Below are 26,021 nucleotides of genomic sequence, written 5' to 3' on the forward strand. Positions count from 1 at the left end.
CAATGACGGTGGACCTCGCAGTCGTAGGCCTCGGATACGTGGGACTTCCTCTCGCCCGCGAAGCCGCGGCAGTGGGCCTGAGCGTCGTGGGGCACGACCTCGATCCCCGGGTGGTGGCCGGTCTCAACGCCGGCCGTTCCCACGTGGACGACGTCTCCGACCTCGATCTGGAACGGATGCTGTCCGCGGGCTTCACCGCCAGCACCGCGCAGGAGTGCCTGTCGGAGGCCCAGACGGTCATCATCTGCGTGCCGACCCCGCTGTCCGCCGACGGCGGGCCCGACCTCACCGCCGTCACCGGCGCCGCCGAGGCCATCGCGGCCCGCCTGCGTCCCGGGGTGCTGGTCGTCCTGGAGTCAACGACCTACCCGGGGACCACGGACGAGGTCGTGCGGCCCATCCTGGAACGCTCGGGACTGCGCGCGGGACAGGACTTCTCACTCGCCTTCTCCCCCGAGCGGATCGACCCGGGCAACAAGAAGTACGGCCTGCGCGACACCCCCAAGATCGTGGGCGGGCACACCCCGGAGTGCGCGGCGCGCGCGGTCGCCTTCTACAGCAAGGTCGTCGACACCGTCGTCCAGGCCAAGGGCACCCGCGAGGCCGAGATGGCCAAGCTGCTGGAGAACACCTATCGGCACGTCAACATCGCGCTGGTCAACGAGCTGGCCGTGCTCTGCCGCGAACTCGACGTCGACATCTGGAACGCCATCGACTGCGCGGCGACCAAGCCCTTCGGCTTCCAGGCCTTCCGGCCGGGCGCCGGGGTCGGCGGCCACTGCATCCCCATCGACCCGAACTACCTCTCCTACAAGGTCCGCACCCTCGGCTACGAGTTCCGCTTCGTCGAGCTCGCCCGGGAGATCAACCACCGCATGCCCGAGTACGTGGTGCGCCGCGCGCAGGACCTGCTCAACGAGGCGGGCAAGCCCGTGAACGGCTCACGGGTGCTGCTGCTCGGCGTCACCTACAAACCCGATGTCGCCGACCAGCGGGAGACCCCGGCGGTCCCCGTCGCACGGCTGCTGCGCAAGCTCGGCGCCCAGGTGAGTTATGACGACCCGTTCGTGGACAGCTGGACCGTCGACGGCGAGCCGGTGGCGCCGGCCGGGGACCTGCCCACGGCCCTGGGCGAGCACGACCTGACCATCCTTCTCCAGGACCACAGCGCGTACGACCTGCAGGACGTCTCGGATCGGGCGCGCCTGCTGTTCGACACGCGCGGACGCCTGAACCGGCCCGATGTCGAGGTGCTGTGATGCACGTGCTCGTGGTGACCATCGTCCACCACCCCGAGGACGCCCGGATATTGCACCGGCAGATCGCCGCGCTCCTCGACCGCGGGCACACCGTCACGTACGCGGCGCCCTTCAGCGCGCGGGGCGTGACGCCGCGGCCCGACGTGGAGGCGGTTGATCTGCCGCGCGCCATGGGGCGCGACCGGCGCGCCGCGGTCCGGGCCGCGCGCCGGATGCTCGACGCGCGCGGGCCCGCGGCGGACGTCGTCCTGCTGCACGACCCGGAGCTGCTGCTCGCCGTGTCCGGCGCGCTGCGGCACTGGCGGCGCATCGGCGCCCGGCGGCCCGCCGTGGTCTGGGACGTGCACGAGGACACGGCGGCGGCGATCGCGATGAAGGGCTGGGTGCCGAAGCCGCTGCGCCCGCCGGTGCGGCTCGCGGTGCGCGCCGCGGAGCGGATCGCCGAACGCCATCTGCACCTGCTGCTCGCCGAGGACGCCTACCAGGAGAGGTTCCGGCGCATCCACCCCGTCGTACCCAATCTGGTGACGGTGCCGCCGGGCAACCCGGTGCCCCCGGGCGGCGACCGGGTGGTCTACCTCGGACAGCTGTCCCGTGCCCGGGGCACCGAGGAACTCATCGCCATGGCACGGCTGCTGGCCCCCGAGGTCACGGTGGAGGTGATCGGCGCCGCCGACGGCGACGTTCGTGCCTCACTGTCCGCCGCCGACCGCGACGGCGTGCTGCGCTGGCACGGCTTCCTGCCCAACGACGAGGCGCTCGGCCGGCTGCGCGGAGCGCTCGCCGGGATGTCCCTGCTGCGCGACGAGGCCAACTACCGCCATTCCCGGCCGACCAAGGTCGTGGAGTACATGGCGTACGGCATCCCCGTCGTCAGCACCCCCAACCCGCTCGCCGCCGATCTGGTGAAGGAGCACGACTGCGGGATCCTCGTGCCCTACGAGGACCCCGCCGCGGCGGCGGAGGCCGTGCGCCGGCTGCGTACCGACGCGGAGCTGCGCGGCCTGATGGGCGCTCGGGGGCACGCGGCGGCACTGTCGGTCCTCAACTGGCCCGACCGGGCGGGGGAGTTCGTCGCGGGTCTGGAGGACTGGGCGGCGGCGGCCGCTGCCGCCGCCGCCCAGCCGGGTGCCGCGGCGATCACCTCACGGTGAGCGCGGTGTCGTCGATGACGAAGGACGTCGGGATCTGCGAGCCCTCGGTCCCGGTGAACTTGAGCGTCACCGTCCGGCCCGCGAAGCCGGCCAGGCTGAAGCTCTTGAGCGCCCAGCCGGAGCCGGCGTCCAGGTTGGACCAGGTGCCCAGGGTGGTGGAGCCGGCGGCCGCGGTCAGCTTGTCGTAGGCCGTGGTCGTGGTGGTCTCGTCGGTGTCCACGTGCAGGTAGAAGCTGAACGTGGCGGAGGTGCAGGCCGCGGGGATCGTCACCGTCTGGGCGAGGGTGTCGGTGTGCGCGGACCCGTAGCCGTCGAGCCACGCCTTGTAGGAGCCGGTGCGAGCGGCCTGGTCCGCCGAGTTGGTGATGACGCCACTGGACGCCGTCCAGGCGGTGGCGCCCGACTCGAAGCCGGGGTTGCCGAGCAGCTGGGCGGCGGTGCAGGTGCCGCCGCCCCCACCGCCGCCGCCCCCGCTGCCGGTCGCGCCCGAGAGCCACTCGGTGGCGTTCAGGGCGAGCGCGGCGTTGGTGGCGCCGGAGTCGTTCCAGCCGTCGTAGAGGGTGTTGCCGGAGGCGCCGGTGCCGTCGTCGATGGGGGAGCTGTCGCCCCAGAAGGCGACCCGGCCGCTGCCGAAGGTGCTGGTGGCGAAGAAGGCGCCGGTGTTGCCGGAGTAGCCGGTGCGGTACAGCAGACCCTTGACGGAGGAGTTGTCGGCGGGCTTCAGGGTGGCGGTGGTCCCGCTGGCGATCAGGCTCTTGGTGACGGTGCCGAAAGAACCGCGCAGCACGGGGTTGGTGCTGTCGCTGACAGCCTTCGGGTAGTCCGAGCCGATGCTGAGCGTGTCGACGGAGAAGCCGAACGGGTCGGTGCTGTCGACGGAGTTGTTGCTCATCAGGTCGTTGATGACCTCGACCGCGTCCTCGCCGTCGTTGTTGCGGTCGGCGCCGGTGTGGTCGGAGACGAGGAAGAGTCCGCCGCCGGCCTGCACGAACTTCATCACGGCGGTCTTCTCGGCCGTGGTCAGCAGCACGTTCGGCTCGGGCAGCACGAAGGCGTCGAAGTTCTTCAGGTCCGTGGCGCCGGACGTGCCGTAGGTGATGGTGCCGCCCGACGGCAGCGTCTTCAGGGAGTAGGTGCCGGTCCGCTGCAGGGCCACGCCCCAGGAGGACAGGGCGCCGGTCCAATCGGTTTCCGCCGAGGGGGTGGCGTCCTGGCCGAGCGGGTCGGGCTGGCTGGTGCTGATGACCCAGTCGGCGTTGCCGGCCGTCTCGGCGTGGGCGTTGTCGAACAGGACGCGGTGCGGGGTGGCCGCGTGGACGGCGGTGGGGGCGGCCGCCTGTAGGGCGGTGGCCGTGAGCAGCGCGCCGAGGGCCGCGGCGGACGCGGTGAGCCGGCGGGTGCGGGCAGATCGGGGCATCCTGCAGAACCTCCTGTGTGGGGGTGTTCAGAGAGGCGGTGCGGACTGATTCTGCGCGCGTAGATCAAGGGGGGACGTGCGTCGCACATGGCGAACTATTGAACGGTACATGGCAAGTTCCTCGTCCGGGCGGCGGACGACAGGACGTTCGCCCGGCGGCGGAACCGGCGGTTCTTCAGCCGACACGCGGCCCGTTGCGCCGCACACCGTCCAGTTCCAGGACGAAATCGGCGCCCAGGGCGGAGGACGGGGTGTGCGTGCCGCGCGGCAGATCCGGCAGCCGCGGCACGATCCGCAGCACCGAATCCACCGTCAGGGCGTAGCCGTTGGGCGTGGACAGCGCCGCCTGGGCCTCGCCGCCGCGCGGATCGCGGGCGCGCGCCCACACCTGGGACCGGGTACGGGTCAGGGCCCGCTCGCCCGGGCCGCGCACGAAGCGGTCGATCCCCGCGCGGGCGGCACGCCGCACCGGCGCGACGGCCAGCAGCCGGTCCACGAGCGGAGCGGCCGGCAGCCAGGTGTAGGTCGAGATGTTCGGGATGCCCGTCGAGTGGTACGCCGTGCTCACGTCACCCCACGCGACGCTCGCCACCCGGCGGTCGCCGGTGCGGAAGGAGGCTGTGACGCGGTGCCGGCCCAGCGGTACGTCGCGGATCACGCCGTCGATCCTGGCGCGTCCGCCCGCCCCGTTGTCGAGCGCCTCCAGCGCGGAGCGGGCGGTGCCGGGACTGGCCCCGCCCCCGGCGAGGAATGCCAGGTCCAGGTGGGTCGCGCCGGGCAGTGCGGCCGCCACGGTCGCCGCCAGGCAGTCGGTGGGCACCACGTCGAAGCCCGCGCCGGGCAGCAGCGTCACCCCGGCCGCCCGGGCGCGCCCGCCGAGGGCGTGCAGCCGCTCCAGCACGTCGATCTCGCCCGTGATGTCGAGATAGTGGGTCCCGGTGTCGAGGCATGCCTCCACCATCGGCAGCGCCGTCGCCGAGAAGGGGCCGGCGCAGTGCGCGACCGACGTCATCCCGGTCAGGGCCTCGCGCAGACCGGCGGCGTCGCCGAGGCCCACCACCCGGTGCGGCAGCCCGAGTTCCGACGCCAGGGGCTCCAGTGCGGTGGCGTCGCGACCGGCCAGCACGGGGCGTTCCCCTCGGGCCACGGCCTCCCGCGCGATCAGGCGTCCGGTGTACCCGGTGGCTCCGTACAGCATCCACGTCACGCGTGCGGCTCCCCTCGAAACGGCGGTCCGGAGCCGATGTTACCCGCCGGTCACCACGGGGCGCAGCGAGTGGCGCGGGGCCGGGGGAGGAGGGGGAAGGGAGATCATCCGACCAGCCGCTGAAACGACAATGACACGCCCTCGAACGAGGGGGGCGTGCTCACCCGATCCAGTGGCGCGGCGGGGCTGGGACGTACCACCGGCGTATTCGCTGCGTTGCATGGGGACATGGAGAGCACATCCATCGCTGCCCGCGGGTGCCTGATCGCCGGCCACGCCGACCATCACCTCACCTACGCCGAACTCACCGGCGCGTACTGGCTGGACCCGCCGATCTACTCCGAACTCGTCGCCGACTGGCGGGGCGCGGGGCGGACGGTCCCGCGCCGCACGGGCGCGGACGAGCCGGAGCCGGACCCGCTCAGCGGTGGCAGTCGGCCGCGACCGCAGCCTGGAACAGAGCCAGTTCCACCACGGTAGGGGTGTGCAGCGTCCCGTTGCCGTCCGGTGGCACGAGCCACCGCAGCGCCCCCGCCCCCGCCGCGCGGTACGGCGGCGGGACCGCGATCCACGCGCCCGCGCCGGCGTACCGGATGCCCGAGCCCACCCATCTGCTCACCGGATCCGGGGGCAGGAAGAAGCCCACCCGATGGGACGCCGCGTCCGCGAGCGTCGGGCCCGGCTCCGCCCCCGGCATGCGCAAGAGGGCGTCGAGGGCGAGCAGTCCGAGATCCTCGGGGACGCTCAGCACGTCCCAGAACCGTCCCGCGGGCAGCAGTGCGGTGCCGCTCTCCCCGTGCTCCCACTCCCGTTTGCACGCCCGCGGATCCGCCGCGGCGGCCGCCAGCCATTCCGTTGCCTGCTTCGGTGCCGTATTCCTCATGGGCCTTACCTTGGTAGATATTTCTACCTGGCGGAAGGGGTGGCGGGGCATGGCGTTTGAGGGTCGAAAACACTTGTTTTTCGTATACGTGTGCGCCCCCGTGAGCTGCGGCGCAGGGAACACCCGCCCTTCCCACGGGTGATTTCTCGCCAGCAATTCCGAATGGCCCCGACAGGCCCCGACGGCTTTTGTCTCCAGATTTGCGGAGGGCCGCCGGGGCCGGGATCAGAGGGCGGCGGGTGGGGCTCCCTCGAAGGCGGCGGTGAGGACCGCGCGGACGTCGTCCGCGAGGGCGGGGCGGGGGTTGGCGTACGGAGCGGCGGTGGCGATCTCCGCGGCGCGGTTGATGTCCGCCCGGCCGAGGCCGAGTTCGGCCAGGGAGCGGGGGGCGCCGAGCCGGCCGCCGAGGGAGTGCAGGGCGGCGGCCGGGTCGTCGGTGGCCAGGGCGCGACCGAGCGCCGCCGAAGCCGCGGGCGCGGCGGGGGCGTTGAAGGCCAGCACGTACGGCAGCAGCACGGTGTGGGTCTCCGAGTGCGGGAGGCCGAAGGTGCCGCCGAGCACGTGGGCCAGCTTGTGGTGCAGGCCCATGGTCGTCGCGCCGAGGCACGCGCCGCACAGCCACGCCCCGTACAGGGCGTCGCCGCGGGCCCCGGGGCCGGCCGGGTCGGCGACGACACGGGGGAGCGCGGCGGCCAGCGCCCGTACCCCCTCCTCGGCCATGAGCGAGACGATGGGCGTGGCATCGGGCGCGTACAGCGCCTCGACCGCGTGGGCCATCGCGTTGACGCCGCTGGTGACCGAGAGCGCGGGCGGCATCGACACCGTCAGCTCCGGGTCGTAGACGACGCTGCGCGGCAGGACACGGGGGTCGCGGCCGGTGCGCTTGACGGCATCCTCGGTCAGTCCCCACACCGAGGTCATCTCCGAGCCGGAGTACGTCGTCGGCACGGCGATCAGCGGCAGTCCGGTACGCAGCGCGACCGCCTTGCCGAGGCCGACCGCCGAGCCGCCGCCGACCGCGACCAGGCCGTCCGCGTCCACGTCCCGGGCCGCCTCGACGGCCTCGTCGGCCACCTTCACCGGGACGTGCATCACCGCGCCCGGGTGGACGCCCGCGCAGGCCGCGCCGAGCGAGTCGGCGACGGCCCGCGCGGTGTCCAGGCCGTGCCGCCCGGACACCACCAGCACACGGGTCAGCCCGAGCCGGTCGGCCTCGCCGGCGACGGCGGTGGTGGCGGCCCCGGTGCGGAAGACGACCCGCATCGGCAGCGACTCGTGGACGAAGTCCAAGCTTTCAGTGTTCATGACGGCCTTCATGACGGCCGCAGCACGATGTCGAAGCCGGCCAGCCGGAACGGGGCCTTCACCCCGTACTCCGCCGCGAGTGCGGCGTCGTCGACCTCGGTGAACGTCTGCACCAGGCTCTTCTTCACCGCGAACACCGCGTCCGAGTCCAGGTACGCGCTGTCCTCGACGAAGATGTGCGTGGTCACCGGCTGGAAGCCGGTGTGCCCCGCGATGAAGTGGATGTGCGCCGGCCGGTACGGATGGCGCTCGGTGGCGCCGAGCAGTTCGCCGACCGGGCCGTCCGTCGGGATCGGGTAGTGCGCCGGGACGACCGTGCTGAAGCGGAAGCGCCCCTCCTCGTCGGTGGTGAACAGCCCGCGCCCGTTGCCCTGCGGCTGCGCCCCCGGCTGCTGCACGTCGTAGAAGCCGTTGTCGTCGGCCTGCCACACGTCCACCATCGCGCCCGCCAGCGGGGTGCCGTCCACCGACAGCACCCGCCCGGTCACCACGCACGGCTGCCCGGTGCCCATCATGTCGATCGAGTCGCCGAAGGCGCGCTCGGGCGAGTCGACCATGTGGAACGGGCCGAGCACGGTGGAGTCGGTGACCGGCTCACCGGCCGTCCCCGCGGCCTTGCGCTGGTTGATCGTCTCGACCAGCATCGACACGCCGAGGACATCGGAGAGCAGGATGAACTCCTGCCGCGTGTCGTCGCACTTCTGCCCGGTACGGGTCAGGAAGTCGACACCCCACTCCCACTCCTCCATCGTGGGCTCGACCTCGCGGATGAAGTCGTGCAGATGGCGTGTCAGGCTGCCCAGGATCTCGCGCAGCCGCGGATCGGGCGTGCCGGCGAAGCTCTCCACGACCGCCGGGGTCGCGCTCTCTTCGGTGAAGTCCATCGTGGCTCCTTGTCAGTCCCGTCCCAGGATGCGCCGCAGCGCCCCGCCGAGCACGGACCGTGCCTCGGCCTCGTCGCCCGCCCCGCCCGTCTGCCGGAAGGCGACGTACAGGTCGGGGCGGACCAGCAGCACGCCGGTGTCGCCGGTCTCGCGCAGCCGCGCCCAGTCGCCGTAGGGGTCCTCGTAGTCCCGTCCCGGGCCGATCACGGCGGTCCCGATGTCCAGCCCCAGCTCGGCGCCGACGGTGCGGGCGGCCGCCACCCAGGCCTCGCCGCCGATGCCCGTGAGCAGCGTGAAGCGTCCGCCGCCGCCCAGGTCCAGGGTGGACAGGGTGCGGGTGCCCGCGGTCAGCCAGGCGTGCGGCAGCTTGGCGCCGGGGCGGCTGCTGGGCTGGTGGTGGAGTTCGGGGTCCCGGTCGAAACCGGGGTCCGCGGTGCCGTCGGGGACGACCGCCGCCGAGGAGTAGCGCTGGTTGAGCTCGACGCCGTGGGCGTTGAACTCGTAGCGCTTGAAGTCGATCGCCTCGCGCAGCCGCTGCCGGCGCTTCTCGCCGGCCGGCGAGGCCTCCTTGCGCGACTCCATGTTGGCGACGAGCTGCTCAGGGCTCTGCGGGGCGAGCAGGTCCAGCGCCTCGAAGACCGGGGCGGTCTCGCCGATGGACTTGTTGGCGCGGGTGACGATCTGCCGGCCGACCGGGGCGCGTTCGGCGGTGTAGCTGTCGAGCAGCGACGGCGCCGCGGCGCCCTCGAGCACCAGCTTCAGCTTCCACGCCAGGTTGTAGGAGTCCTGGACGGAGGTGTTGGAACCCAGTCCGTTGGACGGCGGGTGCCGGTGCGTGGCGTCGCCCGCGCAGAAGACCCGGCCGCTGGAGTACGTCGTGGCGTACATCTCGTTGACCGTCCAGGACGAGCTGGAGCGGATCGTCACCGGCAGGTCGTCGTCGCCGATCAGCCGGCGGACCACCGACAGGGCGTACTCCTCGGTGAGGTCCGGCGGGGCGGCCTCGACGTCGTAGCCCCACACGATCAGCCACTCGTTCCACGGCTTGACGTTGCGCACCAGGCCCGCGCCGATGCCGCCGACCGTCGCTCCCGGGGTCAGGACCCAGTAGAGGGTGCCGGGCCGGTGGGCGGTCCAGCGGGACAGGTCGGCGTCGAAGAGGATGTTGATGCTGCCCGCCACCCCCATCCTGCCGTCCATCGGCAGGCCCGCGTCCTCGGCGACCTGGCTGCGGCCGCCGTCGGCGCCGATGAGGTACTTGGCGCGGATGGTGTACTCGTCGCCGCGCAGGATGTCCTGCACGGTCACGGTCACGCCGTCCGCGTCCTGCACGAAGGACTTGTAGACGGTGCCGTAGCGCAGCTTGGTCCCGCGGGCGACGGCGGCGTCGACGAGCACCGGCTCCATGAGGTGCTGCGGCATGTCGCACATGCGGGTCGGGCTGGCGAGCTCGTGCGCGGCCTGGACCAGCGGGTCGTTGCCCCAGGAGCGCAGGCGGCCCAGCTCCTCGCCCGCGATGCTGGTGCAGAAGACCGTGTTGTCCATCAGCGGCTGAGGGGTGGCCTTGGCGATCACCTCCTGCTCGACGCCCAGGTCGCGCAGGACCTCCATGGTGCGCTGGTTGGTGATGTGCGCCCGGGGGGTCGCCGACAGGCGGTGGTACCGGGTCACGACGACGTTGGGGACTCCGTACGTGCTGAGGGCGAGCGCGGCGGTCGCCCCAGCGGGCCCGCTCCCCACGATCAGCACATCGGTTTCGATGCTCTCCATCAAAGCGGCTCCCTGACGGATAATTGAAATGGCAACGAAACGAATGGTGATCCCGCGGGAGGTTTCCGGCGTGTCTCAATCCGATACACCGCACGAGGCACTGCTGCTCGGTGCCTACCTGCGCGAGCGGCCGGAGGCGCGTGCGGTCGTCGCCGCCGACGGCAGGTCGCGGCTCGTGAGTGCCGAGGCCGCCAGAAGGCTCTCCGAAGAGGCCCTGGACCTGCTGGAACGGCGGGCCGGCGGCATGGTGAGGGACGGCCGTGCGGAGGGCTGTGAGCTGCCCCTGCCGGGCGGCGGCTGGTCCGCCCGGCTGCGCGCCGTGCAGGACGCCGGCGAGGTCATCGGCGCCGTGGCGGTCCTCACCCCCACCGGCGACGCGGGCACCCCGCAGCCCGTCGTGCCGGACCCGCGGCTGCCGGGGCTCGTCGGCGCCTCGCGGTCCTGGCGCTCCGCGGCGGCCCGTGCCGTGCAGCTCGGGCACTCACCCGGCACGCTGCTGATCGCGGGCGAGCCCGGCACCGGCAAGACCGGCGTGGCGCGCGCCGTGCGCCCGGACGCCGTCGAGCTCGACGCGGCGCAGGCCACCGCGGGGGCCGCGCACGAGTGGGTGGAGCGGCTGGCCGCCATGGACGCCCAGGTGCCGGTGCTCGTCCGGCACCTGGAAGCGCTGGACGCGGGCGCCGCCGCGCTGCTGGTGGCACTGCTGGACCGCTTCCCCCGGATGCCGCTGACCGCCACCTCCACGCCGGGGGACCCGGTCGGCGGCGCCTGTGTGGACCGGCTCCTGGGACGGCTGGCGGCACGCTCCGTGACGCTGCCGCCGCTGCGTGAGCGCCCCGAGGACCTGCCGGGCCTGCTGGCCGCGCTGAGCCCGCGCCCCGCGCCCGGGTACCCGCCGCTGACCTGGACCGTGGAGGCCAGGCGGGTCCTGGAACGGCACAGCTGGCCGGGGAACGTGGCGGAGCTGCGGCTGGTCGTGCGCGAGCTGGCCGACCGGCGCCGGCTGACGGCACCGGTCCGCCCCGACGAACTGCCGGACGCCGTGCGCGGCGCGGCCGGCGGGCGGCGGCTGGGCAGTCTGGAGCGGGCCGAGCGCGACGCGATCCTGGACGCGCTGCGCACCCACGGCGGCAACAAGGCGCGCGCGGCACAGGCGCTCGGTATCGCCCGGGCGACGGTCTACCGCAAACTGCGGAGCTACGGTATCCAGGGAATATAGTTTAGAATTCAACATGTTAGCCCGGTCGTACGCACGCCCCCCGCAGGAGGAGACCCCCATGACCACCCAGCTGGATGTCCGCCGCGCAGGACAGCGGTTCCACACCCGTGCGGGCTGGCTCGACTCGCACCACTGCTTCTCCTTCAGCCACCACTACGACCCGAAGAACACCCACTTCGGCCTGCTGCTGGTCTCCAACGACGACGTCGTCGCGCCCGGCACCGGCTTCGACACCCACCCGCACCGCGACATGGAGATCGTCACCTGGGTGCTCGACGGCGGCCTCGTCCACCAGGACTCCGAGGGCCACAACGGCGTGATCTACCCGGGCCTCGCCCAGCGCATGAGCGCCGGCACCGGCATCCTGCACAGCGAGAAGAACGACTCGTGGAAGATCACCGGCGGCGCCGAGCACAAGGACCCCGTCCACTTCGTGCAGATGTGGGTCTTCCCCGACGAGCAGGGCATCAAGCCCGGCTACGAGCAGCTGGACATCAACGACGAACTCGCCCGCGGCGGCTGGGTCACCGTCGCCTCCGGCATGGACCGCGACCGCGACCAGCGCGCCATCTCCATCGCGCAGAAGCACGCCGCCCTGCGGGCCTCCCGCATGACCGCGGACCAGACCCTCGCGCTGCCGACCGCGCCCTTCGTCCACGTGTACGTCGCCAAGGGCGAGGTCGCACTGGAAGGCGCCGGCCTGCTGTCGAAGGGCGACGCCGTGCGCGTCACCGGGTCCGAGGGCCAGCGGCTGACCGCCGGCGCCGAGGGCGCGGAAGTCCTGGTGTGGGAAATGGACGGCGCCGTCACCTTCGGGTGACGACGTGGTAGACCTGAGGGCCATGACCCGCACTCTCGCCCATGCGCCGATCATGGTCCTCAACGGTCCCAACCTCAACCTGCTCGGGCAGCGGCAGCCGGAGATCTACGGCCCCGAGACGCTCGCCGACGTCGAGGCGCTCTGCGCGGCGACGGCGGCGCGCCACGGCGGCTCCGTCGACTGCCGCCAGAGCAACCACGAGGGGCAGCTCGTGGACTGGATCCACGAGGCGCGCGAAGGGCACTGCGGGATCGTCATCAACGGGGCCGCCTACACGCACACCTCGATCGCGCTGCTCGACGCGCTGAACGTGTGCGAAGGACTGCCCGTGGTGGAGGTGCACATCTCCAACATCCACCAGCGCGAGTCCTTCCGGCACCACAGCTACCTCTCCCAGCGCGCCGACGGCGTCATCGTCGGCTGCGGCATCCAGGGCTACGCCTTCGCCGTGGAACGCGTCGTGTCGCTCCTCGCGGCCGGCTGAGCCGTCGGCGGCTCAGGCCTCGCCCGGCCGCCAGTCCGGCCACTCGCCGGGATGGTCGGCCCAGTGCACCTGCTGGGGATCGGACACATCGATGTCCGGGAACGCGTCGCGCACCCGCAGCTCGAACTCCTCGCGCTCCAGCTGCTGCCAGCCACGGCCGCGCAGGTGCACCCGCCGGTAGCGGTGGTCCTCCGCGAGCGGGGCGACGTCCACCTTGTGGGTTGTCTCCATGCCTCCAGGGTGCACCTGAGCGCGGGGTGCCGCAGGTCTGGCCACCACCACCTCGGCCGGACGCAGCAGATGCCCGCCGACCCGGTAACCCGGGCGCACGACCTCCGCGCACACCGGACCCTCCCCCTCCGCCCCGCCCGCGGTGCCCACCGCCTCGTGCCGCACCGGGTCGAAGGGGTCGCCCGGCGTGCCGAAGGACCGCAGGCCCAGCTCACCGAGCCGGGTCTCCAGTACCTCCACGACCGCACCGAACCCCTGGGTCACCTCGCCCAGTTCCCTGGCCCGGTCCACCGCGTCCAGGACCGGCAGCAGGCCGCGCAGCACATTGGCGACGGCGATCTCGCGCACCGCCAGGCGGTCCCGGTGCACGCGCTTGCGGTAGTTGTCGTACTCCGCCTTCAGCCGCTTGAGGTCCGCCGTGCGCTCGGCCAGGCGCGCGCGCAGCTCACCCGTCCCTTCCGGCGGGGCGGCGCCGTTCATCCCGTGCCTCCCTCCCGCTTGTCGTCGTCGACGATCTCGGCGTCCACCACGTCGCCGTCGCCGTCGTCACCCGCGGCGGACGGCGGCGGTTCGGCCCCCTGGCCGGCGCCCGCGGACTCGGCCTGGGCCCGGGCGTACATCGCCGTGCCGATCTTCTGCGCCGTCGCGCTCAGCCGCTCGGTCGAGGTGCGGATGGCCGCCGTGTCGTCGCCCTCGGCCGCGAGCTTCTCCTTCAGGTCCGCGACCGCCGCCTCCGTCTCGGACCGCAGATCGGCCGGGACCTTGTCGGGGTTGTCGCGCAGCAGCTTCTCGGTCGAGTAGACCAGGCCCTCCGCGGTGTTGCGGGTCTCGGCGGCCTCGCGGCGCCTGTGGTCCTCCTCCGCGTACTGCTCGGCCTCGCGCATCATGCGGTCGATGTCGGTCTTCGGCAGCCCGGAGCCGCCCGTGACGGTCATCTTCTGCGTGGTGCCGGTCCCCAGGTCCTTCGCCGCCACGTGCATGATGCCGTTGGCGTCGATGTCGAAGGTGACCTCGACCTGCGGCACCCCGCGCGGCGCGGGGGGCAGCCCGGTCAGCTCGAACACGCCCAGCTTCTTGTTGTACGCCGCGATCTCCCGCTCACCCTGGAACACCTGGATCTGCACCGACGGCTGGTTGTCCTCGGCCGTGGTGAAGATCTCCGAACGCTTCGTCGGGATCGTGGTGTTGCGCTCGATCAGCTTGGTCATGATGCCGCCCTTGGTCTCGATGCCCAGGGACAGCGGGGTGACGTCGAGCAGCAGCACGTCCTTGACCTCGCCCTTGAGCACACCGGCCTGGAGACTCGCCCCGATGGCCACGACCTCGTCCGGGTTCACACCCTTGTGCGGGTCCTTGCCCGTCAGCGACTTGACCAGGTCCGTCACCGCCGGCATCCGGGTGGAGCCGCCGACGAGGATCACGTGGTCCACGTCGGAGACGTCGATCCGGGCGTCCTGCACCGCCTGGTGGAAGGGCGACTTGCAGCGCTCCAGCAGATCCGCGGTCAGCTGCTGGAACTGGGCGCGGGTCAGCTTCTCGTCCAGGTGCAGCGGGCCCTCGGCGGACGCGGTGATGTAGGGCAGGTTGACGGTCGTCTCGGTCGACGACGACAGCTCGATCTTCGCCCGCTCGGCGGCCTCGCGCAGCCGCTGCAACGCCATCTTGTCCTGGGACAGGTCCAGCCCGTAGCCGTTCTTGAAGCGCTCGACGAGATGGTCCACGATGCGCTGGTCCCAGTCGTCGCCGCCCAGCTGCGTGTCGCCGTTGGTGGCCTTGACCTCCACCACGCCCTCGCCGATGTCGAGCAGGGACACGTCGAAGGTGCCGCCGCCCAGGTCGAAGACGAGGATCGTCTGGTCGTTCTCCTTGTCCAGACCGTAGGCCAGCGCCGCGGCGGTGGGCTCGTTGATGATGCGCAGGACGTTGAGCCCGGCGATCTCGCCGGCCTCCTTGGTCGCGGTGCGCTGCACGTCGTCGAAGTACGCCGGGACGGTGATCACCGCGTCCGTCACGTCCTCGCCGAGGTACGACTCCGCGTCCCGCTTCAGCTTCTGCAGCACCCGCGCCGAGATCTCCTGCGCGGTGAAGCGCTTGCCGTCGATGTCGCCGGAGTCGGGGAACCGCCAGTCGGGGTCACCCATGTGCCGCTTGGCCGAGCGCGCCGTGCGCTCCACATTGGTCACGGCCTGGCGCTTGGCGATCTCGCCGACGAGGACCTCGCCGCCCTTGCCGAAAGCCACCACGGAAGGCGTGGTCCGCGCTCCCTCGGTGTTGGTGATGACGGTGGGCTCACCGCCCTCCAGCGCGCAGACCACCGAATTGGTGGTGCCGAGGTCAATACCGACCGGACGTGTCATGTCAGTCGCCTCCTCCCCTCCAGGGTGCGACGACGCGGGGCCGATCACCAGACGGCGGGGGCCGGGCGGACGAGGCCGCCCCCTTCCGGAATATTCGCGCTGTCGGTGACGGCGGGCGCTGCTAGCGTCGGCCAGATGTCCTCACTGCATGCAGGAGTGATCCTCTTCCACGACCAACACCTCGCCGTGCACGACGACTTGACCCTGCCCCTGGCCCCCGTTCCGCCGCGCGGCAACCCCGCGGAGGCAGCCCGGGAGGCGGCCCGCAGCGCCCTCGGCGTGGACGTGCGCGTCGACGCCTCACCCTGCCTGGAGGTGCGCGCGACCGCGGGCACCGAGCTGTACTTCCGCGCCGCGGCACCGCTCCCGCCCACCCCCGCCCCGCCCCGGTTGCTCACCCGGCAGGAGGCCCTGCACCTGCCGCTCGCACCGTGGACCGCGTGGGAGGCCATCCTGCGCTCCTGGGACGGGCCGCCCTGGTGGCGGGGCCGGCTCGTCCTGGAGGAGCCCGTCGGCCGCCCGCCCAAGCGGACCCGCGCCGGCGCGGTGATCATCCGCGACGGGCACATGCTGCTGATCCGTTACCGGCACCGCCGCGGCGACTACTACGAGATACCCGGCGGCGGCGTCGAGCCCGGGGAGACCCCGCAGGCCGCGGTCGTGCGCGAGCTCGCCGAGGAGACCGGGCTCACCGGCACCGTCGGCCGCGAGATCGCCCGTGTCGACCGGGTCCACCGCGGCTCGCACCCGGGCCACTACTTCCTCGTCGAGGCCAGTGGCACCATCGGCCCGCGGTCCTCCCTCGACCTGGAGAAGGGCGCCGCCCCGGTCTGGGTGCCCGTCGCGGACCTGCGGCACCTGCCCCTGTGGCCCAAACGGCTCGGCTGGCGCATCGCCCACTGGCACGACACGGGCTGGCCGCAGCGTCCCGCCGAGTTCTGCGACTCGCTGCTGGACCTCGAGGTGCCCTGCGACTGGTGATCCGCGCGGCGGAAAACGCGGGGCGCGGGGCTGCGCACGGTGGCAGGATCACCGGCATGACACACATCGTCCTGGTCCAGGGGGACATCACCGAACAGGCCGTGGACGCCGTCGTCAACGCCGCCAACTCCTCCCTCCTGGGCGGTGGCGGCGTCGACGGCGCGATCCACCGCCGCGGCGGCCCGCAGATCCTGGAGGAGTGCCGCGCACTGCGCGCCTCCCACTACGGCCGCGGACTGCCGACCGGGCAGGCCGTCGCCACGACCGCGGGGCGGCTGCCCGCCCGCTGGGTCATCCACACTGTCGGCCCCGTGTGGTCGGCCACGGAGGACCGCTCGGCGCAGCTGGCCTCGTGCTACCGGGAGTCGCTGCGCGTCGCGGACGAGCTGGGCGCCCGCACGGTGGCGTTCCCGGCGGTCTCCACGGGGGTGTACGGCTGGCCGCTGGAGGGTGGGGCGCGGATTGCGCTGGACACGGTGAGGGGGGTGCGGGGGGCGCGGGGCGCCCTGGAGGAGGTGCGGTTCGTGCTCTTCGACGAGCGTGCCTACGCGGTCTTCGAGGCCGCCCTCGCCGCGGGCTGATCCTGCCTGGTTTTTCCCCCGCCCTCCCTCCCGTGTGCCCTGTGAAGTCACGCGCCCCGACGCCAGTTGTTGGGGGGCCGGGTGCGGGCCCTCCGGGGCTGCCATTCTGGACAGCACATTTAGGTGCCTCAGGTACTCGGATTGATCGCTCCGGGTTGTGCACCCAAATATGCTCCACAGTCCAGAACGCCACCCCTACGAGCCCGCCCCCTCCGTGAGCTCTCGCGCCTGATCCCCGGTGGGTGGGTGAAGGGGCGCGGTCCGGGGTTGCCGCAAGTGCTCTCTGAACCCCCACCGGCCGTAAGTCGCCCCAACGAGCCCGGGAGGGGGTGTGGCGGGGTGCGCCCGGAAGCGACGAGCGGTGACGGCGTGGTCGATGCCGAACGATGTGGGGGTAACCCGCGAGCGCTGAGGACGTACCCCGGCGCGGCACCGACCCCACAACGCACGCAGCGGGGCCCGCACTTACCGTGCCGGGCACACGGGCGGGAGGGCGGGGAAAGAACCTGGGCCGGAGAGCGCGCGGCGGAGCCGTGCTACCGGAGGGCCAGGACGGAGTCCACCGTGTCCGCCTCCGCGGCAGACTTGTCCTCGCGATAGCGCAGCACACGGGCGAACCGCAGCGTGACCCCCGCGGGATAGCGGGAGGACCGCTGCAGCCCGTCGAAGGCGATCTCGACGACGAGTTCGGGACGGACGCGGACGAGCCAGCCGTCGTCGCTGACGGCGAGCTCCTGGAGGCGTTCGGTCTGCCACGCGAGCATCGCGTCCGTGAGGCCCTTGAAGGTTTTGCCGAGCATCGCGAACGTCCCGTTGGGGCGACGGGCGCCGAGGTGGAGGTTGGAGAGCTTGCCGGTGCGGCGGCCGTGGCCCCATTCGGCGGCGAGGACCACCAGGTCCAAGGTGTGCACGGGCTTCACCTTGAGCCACGCGGCGCCCCGCCGCCCCGCGCTGTAGGGGGCGTCGAGGGCTTTGACGACGACGCCTTCGTGGCCGCGTTCCAGGACCTGCGTGGCGAACTCCCGTGCCGCCTCGCGCGTGGCGGGGTCGGCCGGGTCGGCGGCGACCAGGCGCCGGACGCGGCGCGGTCCGGGGGCGATGCGGGCCAGTTCGGCGTGTCGTTCCGCGGTGGTCAGGTCCAGCAGGTCGCGGCCGTCGACCGACAGGAGGTCGAAGAAGACCGGCGCCACCGGCAGGGCGGCCCGGGCGGTGGCGACGTCGAGGCGTGAGCCGACGCGGGAGGAGGTCTCCTGGAAGGGGCGCGGGCGGCCGTCGTCGCCGAAGGAGATGACCTCGCCGTCGAGGACGGCCTCCTCCACCGCCAACTCCAGCGCGGCGGTGACGACTTCGGGCAGCCGGTCGGTGATCTCGTCCAGGGTGCGGGTGTAGACGCGGACGCCGCGGCCGGTGCGGTGCACCTGGACGCGGATTCCGTCGAGTTTCTCCTCCAGCGCGCAGGGGCCGAGGCGGTCCAGGGCCTCGTCCACGTCCTTGGCGGTCTGGGCGAGCATCGGCTGCACCGGGCGTCCGACCTCCAGCCCGAACGCGGCGAGGGACTCCGGCCCGTCCGCCAGGAGCGAGCGCGCGACCGCGCCGAGCGAGCCGCCGAGCATGACCGCCCGGCGTACGTCCTCCGCGGGTGCTCCGGCGGCCGCCGCGAGCCCTTCGACGGCCAGGGCGTCGAGTGCGCCCTGCCGCAGTTCGCCGCCGATCAGCCCGAGCAGGAACGCCTGTTCCTCCCGCGTGGCCGCGGCCATCAGCTCCGCGACGAGCCGTTTGCGTTCCGCGGTGGCGCCCTTGCCGGCCACTGCGGCAATCCGGTCCAGGGTGCCGTGCACCTCGGCGACGGTCAGCCGGGGCTCGGCGGCCGGCTCGTGGCGTTCGCGCAGGGTGCTCCAGCCCACGCCTGTACGGCGCTGCGGGAGCCGTCCCGCGATGTACGTGATGACCACGGGCGCCTCGTCGGGCTCGGCGGCCGTCAGCAGGCGGGCGAGCGCCGCGACCTTCTCCGACCGGGCGGACGTGGCCGCGATCTCCTGGGACGTACGCGCGATCTCCGCGAGCAGCATGGCTCCATCGTCGCCCAGAGGCGGCCCCGGCGCAGCGGTCCCCGCGGTTCCCGGTCGGTCACGCGGCCCGGCTGCCGCTCGCCATCTGCCGGCGCTGCACCAGCCGTGTGATGTCGCCGCCGGTGACGATGCCGACCGGGCGGCCGCCGTCCACGACCACCACGCGTACGCCCGCGGCGCCGGACCGCAGGTGCTCCAGCGCGTCGCTGACGAGCTCGTCCGGGGAGCCGGTGGTGACCTGGGACAGCGGGACCGCGACGTCGCGCACCCGTACCTCGGCGCGGCGCTCGGCCGGTACGGAGGTCAGGCGGCGCACCGAGACCAGGCCGGACAGCCGGCCGTCGAAGTCGAGCAGCGGCAGCACCGAGTGCCGGGAGCGCAGCGCGACCTCGTCGATGAAGCGGTCCACGGCCAGCCAGTCGGAGCCGGTGGCCACCGGGGAGGACATCGCGTCCCCGAGGCGTACGCCGCGCAGCGCGGAGCCGATGACGGCGCGCTGCCGCTCGGCGCCCGCGGTGAGGGCCATGAACAGCCCGACGAGCGCCAGCCACAGGCCGCCGGGGACGCCGCGGGCGAACGCCAGCCAGCCGCCGAGGACCAGCAGCACCCCGACGACCTGCCCGCCGCGGCCCGCGGCGCGGTCGGCGCGGTCGCGGTCCCCGGTCCGCCACCACAGCAGCGCCTGGAACACCCGTCCGCCGTCCAGCGGCGCCGCGGGCAGCAGGTTGAAGACGCCGAGGAGCAGGTTGGCCCAGCCCAGCCAGACCAGCAGCGCTCCGGGGACGGAGCGGTGGGCCGCCTCCGCCACGCCGATGCCCGCGCCGAGCGCGACGCCTCCGATGACGAGACTGGCCAGCGGCCCGCTGACCGCGACCAGGAAGGCCGTGCCGGCCGAGGTGGGCCGGTCCATGCGCGTCATGCCGCCCATCGCCCACAAGGTGACGTCCTGCACGGACATGTGCTTGCGCAGGGCCGTCCTCGCGTGGGCGATCTCGTGCACGAGCAGGCTCGCCATCAGCAGGACCGCGCCCACGGCGGCCGCCAGGGTGTAGACGCCGGCGGACAGCCCGGGGATCCACGCGGGCAGGGTGTCACGGCCGAGCCCGTACGCGAGCAGCACGACGAGTACAGGGACGCTCCAGTGCATCCGCAGCGGTACCCCGTAGACCTGTCCCATCCGGATCGAGCCGTTCATGACACATGACCCCTTCGGGAGCCCCTTCCAGTGTCACTCCGTACGGGCCGCGGTGGCGCGGTGTTCCTGGGGGCTGATGCCGCGCACCCGTTTGAAGGCCGCGCTCAGTGCGAAGGGGCTGCCGTAGCCGACCCGGCGGGCGACCGCGCCGAGGGTGGCGTCCGGTTCGCGCAGCAGGTCCGCGGCGAGCGTGAGACGCCAGCCGGTCAGATAGGCCATCGGGGGTTCGCCGACGAGTTCGCCGAAGCGGCGGGCGAGTGCCGCCCGGGACACACCGGCCTCGGCGGCCAGCCCGGCCACCGTCCACGGGTGCGCGGGGTTGTTCTGCAGCAGGCGCAGCGCCCGGCCCACCACGGGGTCGGCGAAGGCCCGGTACCAGGCGGGGGCCGACGGCCCGCGCCGGGCGAACCAGGTGCGCAGCACCGAGATCAGCAGCAGGTCCAGCAGCCGGTCCAGGACCGCTTCCTGCCCCGGCTCCTCCTTGACGATCTCCTCGGACAGCAGCGCCGGCAGCGGGCTCTCCCAGTCCCCGGCGGGAAGCACGAGCAGCGGGGGCAGGGCGTCGAGCAGGCGGCGGCCGACCTCACCGCGCAACTGGTACGTGCCGACGAGCATGACGTCCGCACCGTCGGCCCGGTTGCCCCAGGTCCTGACGCCCAGCGCCATGGCGTCGGCCAGGTCGTGCCCGTCCGCGGTGCGGCACACCTCACCGGGCAGGATCCACGCCAGCGGTTCGGTCGTGGGCCGGTCGGCGACGGTGTACGGGGCCGGGCCGCGGACGACGGCGACATCGCCGGGGCCGAGCCGCACCGGCTCGCCCTGCTCGGGCACGACCCACGCCCCGCCGCGTGCCACCGTCATGACGCACAGCGGGGTGCGGTCCTCGATCCGTACCGACCACGGCGGTTCCATGACCATGCGCAGCAGGAACGCGCCCCGTGCGCGAGGTCCGTCCAGCAGGCCCGTCAGTGCGTCCATACGGGTCAGCGTAGACGCTCGCGTATGGCATGGAGTGGATCAGCCATGGTGCGTCTCACCGGGTGGCGGCTTCACTGAGGACATGACGAAGAATTCCGTATCGGACCCCGCACCCACCGCGCTCGTCCTCGGCGGCGCGGGCAAGACCGGCCGCCACGTCGCCCGGGCGCTCGCCGACCGCGGCCTCGCGGTGCGCACCGCCTCCCGCTCCGGCGAACCGCCCTTCGACTGGGCGGACCGCGCCGGCTGGGAGGCCGTGCTCGACGGCGCGAGCCTTGCCTACTTCGCCTACCACCCCGACATCGGCGACCCGCGAGCCGCCGCCGCGCTCGGCGACTTCGCGGCGCTCGCCGCCGCGAGCGGCGTGCGCCGGATCGTCCTCCTGTCCGCCCGTGGCGAGGACCTCGCCCGGCCGGCCGAGGACGCCGTGCGCGGCGGCGGCGTCGACTGCACGGTGATCCGCGCCAGTTGGTTCTCCCAGAACTTCACGGAGGGCCCGTTCCTCGACGGTGTCCTCGGCGGCGAGATCGCCTTCCCGGCCGGCACAGTCGGCGAACCCTTCGTCGACGCACGGGACATCGCCGACGTTGCGGTGGCCGCGCTCACCGGCGACGGGCATGCCGGCCGCACCTACGAGGTGACCGGCCCGCGCCTGCTCACCTTCGCCGAAGCCGCGGCGGAGATCGGTGCCGCCACCGGCCGCCCCGTCCGCTACACCGCCGTTCCGCTCGGCGCGTACGGTCCGCGACTCGCCGCCCTCGGGCTGCCGGATGAGACCGTCGGCTTCCTCACCGAGCTCTTCGGTGAACTGCTCGACGGGCGCAACGCCCACCTCACCGACGACGTCGCACGGGTACTCGGCCGCGCACCGCGCGACTTCGGGGACTTCGCCCGCGAGGCCGCCGCCGCGGGGGCGTGGGACCGCTGACGTCACGGGGTCGTCCACCGGTCAGGGCCGTACCGCCGCGCCTGGCGTGAAGCGCGCGGCCCGCCCGCCGGCGGGGGAGGGGGCAGGGGCCGGCCCGTGCGGGCGAGTGGTACCGCTTGCTGCGCGGCCGGCCTGGTGCGGTCGTGGCGCGGGGGAGCAGTGGGGCGGCCGTGAACCCGCCCAGAGCCGGGGCGAGTTCCGGCCGCCGGGGCCCGGCTGGATGCGGACGTGTTCCTTCCGGCCAGAGGCACGGGGGCTCGGCCATTCCTGTGGGAATTCCATGGGGATTCTGTACGCGTCCTGTGACGCATGGTGTCGTGTACGCGACACCGGACGGGGAGCAGGACCCGGTGTCGGCCATCCTTCGACGACCGGAAGGAAACCCCTCAATGACGTTACGTGCGATCACCCTCAGCGGTGTCGCCGCCGCATCGCTTCTCAGCCCCCTGGCCTGGGAGCCGGACGGTGCGACACCGCCCCCGCCCGACCGCATCGTCATCGACGTCGCCACCGTGAACGGCTCGGGATGCCCCGCCGGCACGGCCGCCGTGGCCGTCTCGCCGGACAACGAGGCGTTCACCGTCACGTACAGCCAGTACGTGGCCCAGGTGGGCGTCGGCTCCAAGCCGACCGACTTCCGCAAGAACTGCCAGCTCAACCTGAACGTGCACGTACCGCAGGGCTTCACCTACGCGATCGCCTCGGCCGACTACCGGGGCTTCGCACACCTGGAACGGGGCGCCTCCGGAGTGGAGAAGGCCAGCTACTACTTCCAGGGTTCGCCCGACACCAGCGCCATCAGCCACACCTTCCGCGGCTCCCTGGACGACAACTGGCAGGCCACCGACAGCGTCGACGTCGCGGCCCTGGTCTGGGCGCCCTGCGGCGAACTCCGCAACTTCAACATCAACACCGAACTGCGGGTCGCCGCCGGCACGTCCGACCCGTCCCGCACCACGAGCTTCATGACCATGGACTCGACGGACGGCAGCATCAGGACCACCTACCACCTCGCGTGGAAGGAGTGCCCCACCGGCTGACGAACCGGGCCCCGGCGCACTCCCGGCCGGGGCCCGACCCGGCTGCCCGGCTGCCCGGCAGCCGGGTCAGCTCCCGCGGCCCCGGCGGGCCTTGGCCACGAGCGGCGGGGGCAACTCCGGCCCCGCGCACGCGTAGTCGATCAGCAGGTGCCGGTAGGCGGTGTTCGCGAGCTCCGGCGCCAGGGCGATCAGGGTCCTCAGGTCGTCGGACGAGCCGGACAGACGCGTGCGGTAGGCGGCGCCCGCCGCACGCAGGGAGATTTCGTGGGGCGCGTGTTCCAGGCCCCGTTCGACGAGGGCCGCGGCCGCGGCGAAGTCGCCCTGCTCGGCGCGCACGTCCGCCAGGTCGAGGTGGAGCGACCAGTTGGCGGAGTCAAGTGCCAAGGCGCTCTCGAAGGCGGCCGCGGCCCGGTCCAGGTCGCCCATCGCGCGCCAGGTGGCCGCCCGGGCGACCGCGGTCCACATGACCCGCTCGACGGCATCGGCGCGGTCGCACAGGGCGAAGGCCAGGTCGTGGCGGCCGCAGGCCCGGGGCAGCCGGGCCATGGCCGCCAGTGCCTCCGGGACGGGATGCCGTTCGGACACCACGTCGACGGCGTGGAACCAGGGCGCGAACCGCTCCCGCATCGCGTCGGTGTCCAGGTCGGGGCCGTGGTCCAGCGTGCGCAGGCACGCCTCGGCCAGCGCCTCGGCGCTCACCGCGCCGAGGAAACGCGCGTCGCCGAACCAGGGTGCGGCGCCCCAGGCCACGTCGGGCCGCACACCCGTGACCGAGCCGAGGGCCATCACCGCGTCGTCCGTCTCCCCGTCGAGGAAGAAGAAGTACGCCCGCGCCGGCATGGTGCGCAGGGAACTGTCCCTTTCGAGGCGTTCCTTCAACTCCGGGCGCCGGTCCCGCCACAACTCCGCGAGGGCCGCATAGGGCTCCGGCGCCGCCGGTGCCGAGGCCATGGCCCCCACCAGAAGCGCCACGGCGGCGACCGGGTTTCCGCCGCAGTGCGCCATCACACCGGCGAGACCCACTCCCGCCGCCACTGACCGTTCCGACATCGCCCGAGAATATCCATGGCCAAGGCCCCGCGACCCGGGTGGGTGCCCTCCCGGCGCACTCTCGCGGGTGCGGGCTCTGTAGGGCCGGTTGGTGAGTCGGCGAGCCCCGATCCGGAGGCGCAGGGATGAATGTGGTGTGGGCGGCAACGGCGTGGGAATCACGGCGGTTCGACGCGGTGGAGAGGGAATCGCATCCGGCCGATCTGGAGGACCGGTTCGACGCCCTGCGTTCCCGTGGCGAGGGGTACCTCGAAGTCCGCCGTCCGGGCAGCGGATATCCCTTGCTGGCCCTGGGTTTTCGGGGTGGCGACGCGGTCGTTCATCTGTTCCGTGGCGCCGAGGAGACGTTCCTGCTCACCGGGGACGGCACGGTGGGGGCCGATACCGTGGTGGAGGTCCCCGTCATGGACGACCTGGCCGCCTTCGGCGGCGCATTCGTCCTCGCCGTCGATCGCGCGTGGGCCGTCGTGCGTGACTTCGTGCGGACCGGGGCGACGGGTGATCCTGGCGAGTGGCGCGAGCTGTGAGAAGTTCCTTTCAGGCCGCCGTGATCGCTCCCGCCACCAGGGCCGGTTCGTCGATCTGGACGTAGTGGCCGGCCCGCAGGAGGAGCCGCAGTTCGCTGTGCGGGAAGAGGACGGCGAACTGGCGGGCCACGCGCGCGTTCAGCCAGCGGTCCCGGGCGCCGAAGACGACGCGGACGCGCGGCTGGAAGTCCTGGAGTTCGGGGATGCGCCGGCGGCGGCTCAGCACCGCCCGCGGCAGTTCGTCGTTCAGGCGCCAGAAGGCCGGTCGGGCGGCCGGGAACTCCTCGTACAGGAGCGCCACGCTGGCCTCGCGCACCACCGGGTCGCGGATGAACGAGCCGATCTGCCAGGCGAACAGGCGCCGGTCCAGGTCGGGGCGGCGCCGGGCGACGGCGCGGGCCCCGGCGCGCAGCAGCGGCGTCGAGTAGAGCGCGATCGCCGGCGGCCGGCGCAGGGAGGGTGTCCAGTGGTAGTACGTGTTGAGCAGGACGAGCCGGGCGACGCGGCCGGGGTGCGCGAGCGCCCAGTCGATCGCGGGCGGGCCCGAGGCGTCGTGCGCCACGAGAATCAGCCGGCGGTCGCGGAGCCCGGTGGCCGCGGAGTCCGCGACGGCGGCGAGGTCGGCCTCCTGCTCGGCGACGCAGTAGGGGTGGCCGGGCGGCTTGTCGGAGCGTCCCCAGCCGAGGAAGTCGAAGCGGACGACGGGTGCGTGGCCCCGGAGGTGCGGCATGAGCCGGTCGTAGAGACGGCAGTTGTCGGGGAAGCCGTGCATCAGGACGACGGGGGTGCCCGCGCCGCGGGAGACCTCGGCGAACAGCCGGTGGGGGCCGCGGGGGACGGCGGGTGTCTCGGTGCCAGGGGCCATGGCGATCTCCCCTCGGCCGCGTCGGTGGGCCCTGTGTTCAGCCTAGCGCTCCGCGCCGAAGGGGTTGTGGGAGCGCTCCCAAAGGGTCATGATGCCCGCATGACCTCACCGGTGGCCATCCGCCCCTACCGCCCGGAGGACCGGGACGACCTCTACGACATCTGCGTGCGCACCGGCCATGAGGGCGGCGACGCCCGCGCCCTGTACGCGGACCAGGACCTGCTGCCCGACATCTTCGCCGGCCCGTACGCGCACCTGGAGGCGGACCTCGCCTTCGTCGTGGACGACGGGACGCGGGTGGTCGGCTACATCGTCGGCACCGCCGACACCGTGGCCTTCGTACGGCGCTTCCGCGACGCATGGCTGCCCGTCGTCGCCGACCGCCACCCGCGGCCGAAGGGCGTGCCGGTGACCGCGGACGAGGAGATGGCCCGGCTGCTGCACTGGCCCGAGCGGATGGTCGTGCCCGAACTCTCCGAGTACCCGGCGCACCTGCACATCGACCTGCTGCCGGAGTACCAGCGGGCGGGTTTCGGCAGGAAGCTGATGGCGCGTCTGCTCGCCGCGCTCGCGGCACGTGGCGCGGGCGCCGTGCACCTGGGCATGGTCACGGCGAACACCCCGGCGCGCGCCTTCTACGACCGCCTCGGCTTCCACGAGATCCCCGTCGTGGACCCGGGGCCGCTCACCTACCTGGGGCGGAGGACGGACGTCCCGGTGTGCTGAGGTGCGGGGACGTTCCGTACGCGGTCTAGAAAGCGCTTGCACCCGCGGGTAGGGTCCACGACGGCCCCACCAGCGGCCGGAGAGGAGCCAC

The 26,021-nt window shown here is 73.1% G+C and carries 25 protein-coding genes; 12 read left to right on the forward strand and 13 right to left on the reverse strand.

What is annotated here, in order from left to right; all coding sequences use genetic code 11:
* The first annotated feature begins 2 nt into the window (after nt 1-2).
* Complete coding sequence (locus ABZ883_RS01230) at nt 3-1,259, forward strand: nucleotide sugar dehydrogenase (protein ID WP_360899464.1); 1,257 nt, start codon at nt 3-5, stop codon at nt 1,257-1,259.
* The gene (locus ABZ883_RS01235) at nt 1,259-2,413 is read left to right on the forward strand and encodes a glycosyltransferase (RefSeq protein WP_360899467.1); all 1,155 of its coding nucleotides are present in this window, start codon (nt 1,259-1,261) and stop codon (nt 2,411-2,413) included. The genes ABZ883_RS01230 and ABZ883_RS01235 overlap by 1 nt, the downstream gene beginning before the upstream one ends.
* Here the strand turns inward: ABZ883_RS01235 and ABZ883_RS01240 are convergent.
* Together ABZ883_RS01240 and ABZ883_RS01245 are read right to left on the reverse strand one after the other, a co-directional pair.
* On the reverse strand, nt 2,400-3,830 hold the full coding sequence (locus ABZ883_RS01240) for a hydrolase (protein WP_360899470.1): 1,431 nt from the start codon (nt 3,828-3,830) through the stop codon (nt 2,400-2,402). The genes ABZ883_RS01235 and ABZ883_RS01240 overlap by 14 nt on opposite strands.
* 175 nt (nt 3,831-4,005) lie before the next feature.
* Nucleotides 4,006-5,028: a saccharopine dehydrogenase NADP-binding domain-containing protein gene (locus ABZ883_RS01245; protein ID WP_360900206.1), complete on the reverse strand. Its 1,023-nt coding sequence runs from the start codon at nt 5,026-5,028 to the stop codon at nt 4,006-4,008.
* A gap of 237 nt (nt 5,029-5,265) precedes the next feature.
* Between ABZ883_RS01245 and ABZ883_RS01250 the strand changes: the two genes are divergently transcribed.
* On the forward strand, nt 5,266-5,517 hold the full coding sequence (locus ABZ883_RS01250; RefSeq protein WP_360899473.1) for a hypothetical protein: 252 nt from the start codon (nt 5,266-5,268) through the stop codon (nt 5,515-5,517).
* Here ABZ883_RS01250 and ABZ883_RS01255 read toward each other — a convergent pair.
* From ABZ883_RS01255 to ABZ883_RS01270, 4 genes are all read right to left on the reverse strand, one after another.
* Complete coding sequence (locus tag ABZ883_RS01255) at nt 5,459-5,920, reverse strand: hypothetical protein (RefSeq protein WP_360899476.1); 462 nt, start codon at nt 5,918-5,920, stop codon at nt 5,459-5,461. The two genes, ABZ883_RS01250 and ABZ883_RS01255, sit on opposite strands and share 59 nt — an antisense overlap.
* Nucleotides 5,921-6,145: 225 nt before the next feature.
* Nucleotides 6,146-7,225, reverse strand: coding sequence for a maleylacetate reductase (locus ABZ883_RS01260; RefSeq protein WP_360899479.1), 1,080 nt, complete (start codon nt 7,223-7,225; stop codon nt 6,146-6,148).
* An 8-nt stretch (nt 7,226-7,233) separates the two neighbouring features.
* On the reverse strand, nt 7,234-8,109 hold the full coding sequence (locus tag ABZ883_RS01265) for an intradiol ring-cleavage dioxygenase (protein ID WP_360899482.1): 876 nt from the start codon (nt 8,107-8,109) through the stop codon (nt 7,234-7,236).
* Nucleotides 8,110-8,121: 12 nt separating this feature from the next.
* Nucleotides 8,122-9,879, reverse strand: a complete 1,758-nt coding sequence (locus ABZ883_RS01270; protein WP_360899485.1) for an FAD-dependent monooxygenase — start codon at nt 9,877-9,879, stop codon at nt 8,122-8,124.
* A 70-nt stretch (nt 9,880-9,949) separates the two neighbouring features.
* On the opposite strand from ABZ883_RS01270, the gene ABZ883_RS01275 reads away from it, so the two are divergent.
* The 3 genes from ABZ883_RS01275 to aroQ are packed head-to-tail and all read left to right on the forward strand — an operon-like array spanning nt 9,950 to nt 12,402.
* The gene (locus ABZ883_RS01275) at nt 9,950-11,098 is read left to right on the forward strand and encodes a helix-turn-helix domain-containing protein (RefSeq protein ID WP_360899488.1); all 1,149 of its coding nucleotides are present in this window, start codon (nt 9,950-9,952) and stop codon (nt 11,096-11,098) included.
* A 58-nt stretch (nt 11,099-11,156) separates the two neighbouring features.
* Nucleotides 11,157-11,918 carry a pirin family protein gene (locus ABZ883_RS01280; protein ID WP_360899491.1) on the forward strand — a complete coding sequence of 254 codons (762 nt, stop codon included), beginning with the start codon at nt 11,157-11,159 and terminating at the stop codon, nt 11,916-11,918.
* Between the two features lie 22 nt (nt 11,919-11,940).
* Nucleotides 11,941-12,402 (forward strand): type II 3-dehydroquinate dehydratase, encoded by a 462-nt coding sequence (gene aroQ / locus ABZ883_RS01285; RefSeq protein WP_360899494.1) that lies wholly within the window; start codon nt 11,941-11,943, stop codon nt 12,400-12,402.
* A 12-nt stretch (nt 12,403-12,414) separates the two neighbouring features.
* Here the strand turns inward: aroQ and grpE are convergent, their stop codons facing one another.
* Nucleotides 12,415-13,113 carry a nucleotide exchange factor GrpE gene (gene grpE, locus ABZ883_RS01290; protein ID WP_360899497.1) on the reverse strand — a complete coding sequence of 233 codons (699 nt, stop codon included), beginning with the start codon at nt 13,111-13,113 and terminating at the stop codon, nt 12,415-12,417.
* Nucleotides 13,110-14,990 (reverse strand): molecular chaperone DnaK, encoded by a 1,881-nt coding sequence (gene dnaK / locus ABZ883_RS01295; RefSeq protein WP_360899500.1) that lies wholly within the window; start codon nt 14,988-14,990, stop codon nt 13,110-13,112. Before dnaK ends, grpE begins: the two co-directional genes overlap by 4 nt.
* 135 nt (nt 14,991-15,125) lie before the next feature.
* On the opposite strand from dnaK, the gene ABZ883_RS01300 reads away from it, so the two are divergent.
* Nucleotides 15,126-15,971, forward strand: a complete 846-nt coding sequence (locus ABZ883_RS01300) for an NUDIX hydrolase (protein WP_360899503.1) — start codon at nt 15,126-15,128, stop codon at nt 15,969-15,971.
* 56 nt (nt 15,972-16,027) lie between these two features.
* The gene (locus ABZ883_RS01305; RefSeq protein WP_360899506.1) at nt 16,028-16,552 is read left to right on the forward strand and encodes an O-acetyl-ADP-ribose deacetylase; all 525 of its coding nucleotides are present in this window, start codon (nt 16,028-16,030) and stop codon (nt 16,550-16,552) included.
* Nucleotides 16,553-17,088: 536 nt separating this feature from the next.
* Here the strand turns inward: ABZ883_RS01305 and ABZ883_RS01310 are convergent.
* The 3 genes from ABZ883_RS01310 to ABZ883_RS01320 are packed head-to-tail and all read right to left on the reverse strand — an operon-like array spanning nt 17,089 to nt 20,794.
* Nucleotides 17,089-18,621 carry an ATP-dependent DNA ligase gene (locus ABZ883_RS01310; protein ID WP_360899509.1) on the reverse strand — a complete coding sequence of 511 codons (1,533 nt, stop codon included), beginning with the start codon at nt 18,619-18,621 and terminating at the stop codon, nt 17,089-17,091.
* A 58-nt stretch (nt 18,622-18,679) separates the two neighbouring features.
* Nucleotides 18,680-19,816 carry a site-2 protease family protein gene (locus ABZ883_RS01315; protein ID WP_360899512.1) on the reverse strand — a complete coding sequence of 379 codons (1,137 nt, stop codon included), beginning with the start codon at nt 19,814-19,816 and terminating at the stop codon, nt 18,680-18,682.
* Between the two features lie 33 nt (nt 19,817-19,849).
* Nucleotides 19,850-20,794: an AraC family transcriptional regulator gene (locus tag ABZ883_RS01320; RefSeq protein ID WP_360899515.1), complete on the reverse strand. Its 945-nt coding sequence runs from the start codon at nt 20,792-20,794 to the stop codon at nt 19,850-19,852.
* An 82-nt stretch (nt 20,795-20,876) separates the two neighbouring features.
* On the opposite strand from ABZ883_RS01320, the gene ABZ883_RS01325 reads away from it, so the two are divergent.
* The gene (locus ABZ883_RS01325) at nt 20,877-21,722 is read left to right on the forward strand and encodes an NmrA family transcriptional regulator (protein ID WP_360899518.1); all 846 of its coding nucleotides are present in this window, start codon (nt 20,877-20,879) and stop codon (nt 21,720-21,722) included.
* Between the two features lie 389 nt (nt 21,723-22,111).
* Nucleotides 22,112-22,762, forward strand: coding sequence for a DUF4360 domain-containing protein (locus ABZ883_RS01330; protein WP_360899521.1), 651 nt, complete (start codon nt 22,112-22,114; stop codon nt 22,760-22,762).
* Nucleotides 22,763-22,828: 66 nt separating this feature from the next.
* Here ABZ883_RS01330 and ABZ883_RS01335 read toward each other — a convergent pair whose 3' ends face one another.
* On the reverse strand, nt 22,829-23,812 hold the full coding sequence (locus ABZ883_RS01335) for a tetratricopeptide repeat protein (RefSeq protein ID WP_360899524.1): 984 nt from the start codon (nt 23,810-23,812) through the stop codon (nt 22,829-22,831).
* Between the two features lie 125 nt (nt 23,813-23,937).
* On the opposite strand from ABZ883_RS01335, the gene ABZ883_RS01340 reads away from it, so the two are divergent.
* Nucleotides 23,938-24,339 (forward strand): hypothetical protein, encoded by a 402-nt coding sequence (locus tag ABZ883_RS01340; RefSeq protein ID WP_360899527.1) that lies wholly within the window; start codon nt 23,938-23,940, stop codon nt 24,337-24,339.
* A gap of 10 nt (nt 24,340-24,349) precedes the next feature.
* On the opposite strand, the gene ABZ883_RS01345 is transcribed toward ABZ883_RS01340, so the two are convergent.
* Nucleotides 24,350-25,204 carry an alpha/beta fold hydrolase gene (locus tag ABZ883_RS01345; protein WP_360899530.1) on the reverse strand — a complete coding sequence of 285 codons (855 nt, stop codon included), beginning with the start codon at nt 25,202-25,204 and terminating at the stop codon, nt 24,350-24,352.
* Between the two features lie 99 nt (nt 25,205-25,303).
* Here ABZ883_RS01345 and ABZ883_RS01350 point away from each other — a divergent pair, with 99 nt between their 5' ends.
* On the forward strand, nt 25,304-25,930 hold the full coding sequence (locus tag ABZ883_RS01350) for a GNAT family N-acetyltransferase (RefSeq protein WP_360899533.1): 627 nt from the start codon (nt 25,304-25,306) through the stop codon (nt 25,928-25,930).
* Nucleotides 25,931-26,021 lie beyond the last annotated feature (91 nt).

The sequence above is a fragment of the Streptomyces sp. NPDC046977 genome, assembly GCF_040644455.1.
In the GTDB taxonomy this organism is placed as follows: domain Bacteria; phylum Actinomycetota; class Actinomycetes; order Streptomycetales; family Streptomycetaceae; genus Actinacidiphila.

Coding starts and splice junctions, on each gene's coding strand:
- ABZ883_RS01230 (WP_360899464.1), top strand. CDS start 3: ATGACGGTGGACCTCGCAGTCGTAGGCCTCGGATACGTGGGACTTCCT.
- ABZ883_RS01235 (WP_360899467.1), top strand. CDS start 1,259: ATGCACGTGCTCGTGGTGACCATCGTCCACCACCCCGAGGACGCCCGG.
- ABZ883_RS01240 (WP_360899470.1), bottom strand. CDS start 3,830: ATGCCCCGATCTGCCCGCACCCGCCGGCTCACCGCGTCCGCCGCGGCC.
- ABZ883_RS01245 (WP_360900206.1), bottom strand. CDS start 5,028: ATGCTGTACGGAGCCACCGGGTACACCGGACGCCTGATCGCGCGGGAG.
- ABZ883_RS01250 (WP_360899473.1), top strand. CDS start 5,266: ATGGAGAGCACATCCATCGCTGCCCGCGGGTGCCTGATCGCCGGCCAC.
- ABZ883_RS01255 (WP_360899476.1), bottom strand. CDS start 5,920: ATGAGGAATACGGCACCGAAGCAGGCAACGGAATGGCTGGCGGCCGCC.
- ABZ883_RS01260 (WP_360899479.1), bottom strand. CDS start 7,225: ATGAACACTGAAAGCTTGGACTTCGTCCACGAGTCGCTGCCGATGCGG.
- ABZ883_RS01265 (WP_360899482.1), bottom strand. CDS start 8,109: ATGGACTTCACCGAAGAGAGCGCGACCCCGGCGGTCGTGGAGAGCTTC.
- ABZ883_RS01270 (WP_360899485.1), bottom strand. CDS start 9,879: ATGGAGAGCATCGAAACCGATGTGCTGATCGTGGGGAGCGGGCCCGCT.
- ABZ883_RS01280 (WP_360899491.1), top strand. CDS start 11,157: ATGACCACCCAGCTGGATGTCCGCCGCGCAGGACAGCGGTTCCACACC.
- aroQ (WP_360899494.1), top strand. CDS start 11,941: ATGACCCGCACTCTCGCCCATGCGCCGATCATGGTCCTCAACGGTCCC.
- grpE (WP_360899497.1), bottom strand. CDS start 13,113: ATGAACGGCGCCGCCCCGCCGGAAGGGACGGGTGAGCTGCGCGCGCGC.
- dnaK (WP_360899500.1), bottom strand. CDS start 14,990: ATGACACGTCCGGTCGGTATTGACCTCGGCACCACCAATTCGGTGGTC.
- ABZ883_RS01300 (WP_360899503.1), top strand. CDS start 15,126: ATGTCCTCACTGCATGCAGGAGTGATCCTCTTCCACGACCAACACCTC.
- ABZ883_RS01305 (WP_360899506.1), top strand. CDS start 16,028: ATGACACACATCGTCCTGGTCCAGGGGGACATCACCGAACAGGCCGTG.
- ABZ883_RS01310 (WP_360899509.1), bottom strand. CDS start 18,621: ATGCTGCTCGCGGAGATCGCGCGTACGTCCCAGGAGATCGCGGCCACG.
- ABZ883_RS01315 (WP_360899512.1), bottom strand. CDS start 19,816: ATGAACGGCTCGATCCGGATGGGACAGGTCTACGGGGTACCGCTGCGG.
- ABZ883_RS01320 (WP_360899515.1), bottom strand. CDS start 20,794: ATGGACGCACTGACGGGCCTGCTGGACGGACCTCGCGCACGGGGCGCG.
- ABZ883_RS01325 (WP_360899518.1), top strand. CDS start 20,877: ATGACGAAGAATTCCGTATCGGACCCCGCACCCACCGCGCTCGTCCTC.
- ABZ883_RS01330 (WP_360899521.1), top strand. CDS start 22,112: ATGACGTTACGTGCGATCACCCTCAGCGGTGTCGCCGCCGCATCGCTT.
- ABZ883_RS01335 (WP_360899524.1), bottom strand. CDS start 23,812: ATGTCGGAACGGTCAGTGGCGGCGGGAGTGGGTCTCGCCGGTGTGATG.
- ABZ883_RS01340 (WP_360899527.1), top strand. CDS start 23,938: ATGAATGTGGTGTGGGCGGCAACGGCGTGGGAATCACGGCGGTTCGAC.
- ABZ883_RS01345 (WP_360899530.1), bottom strand. CDS start 25,204: ATGGCCCCTGGCACCGAGACACCCGCCGTCCCCCGCGGCCCCCACCGG.
- ABZ883_RS01350 (WP_360899533.1), top strand. CDS start 25,304: ATGACCTCACCGGTGGCCATCCGCCCCTACCGCCCGGAGGACCGGGAC.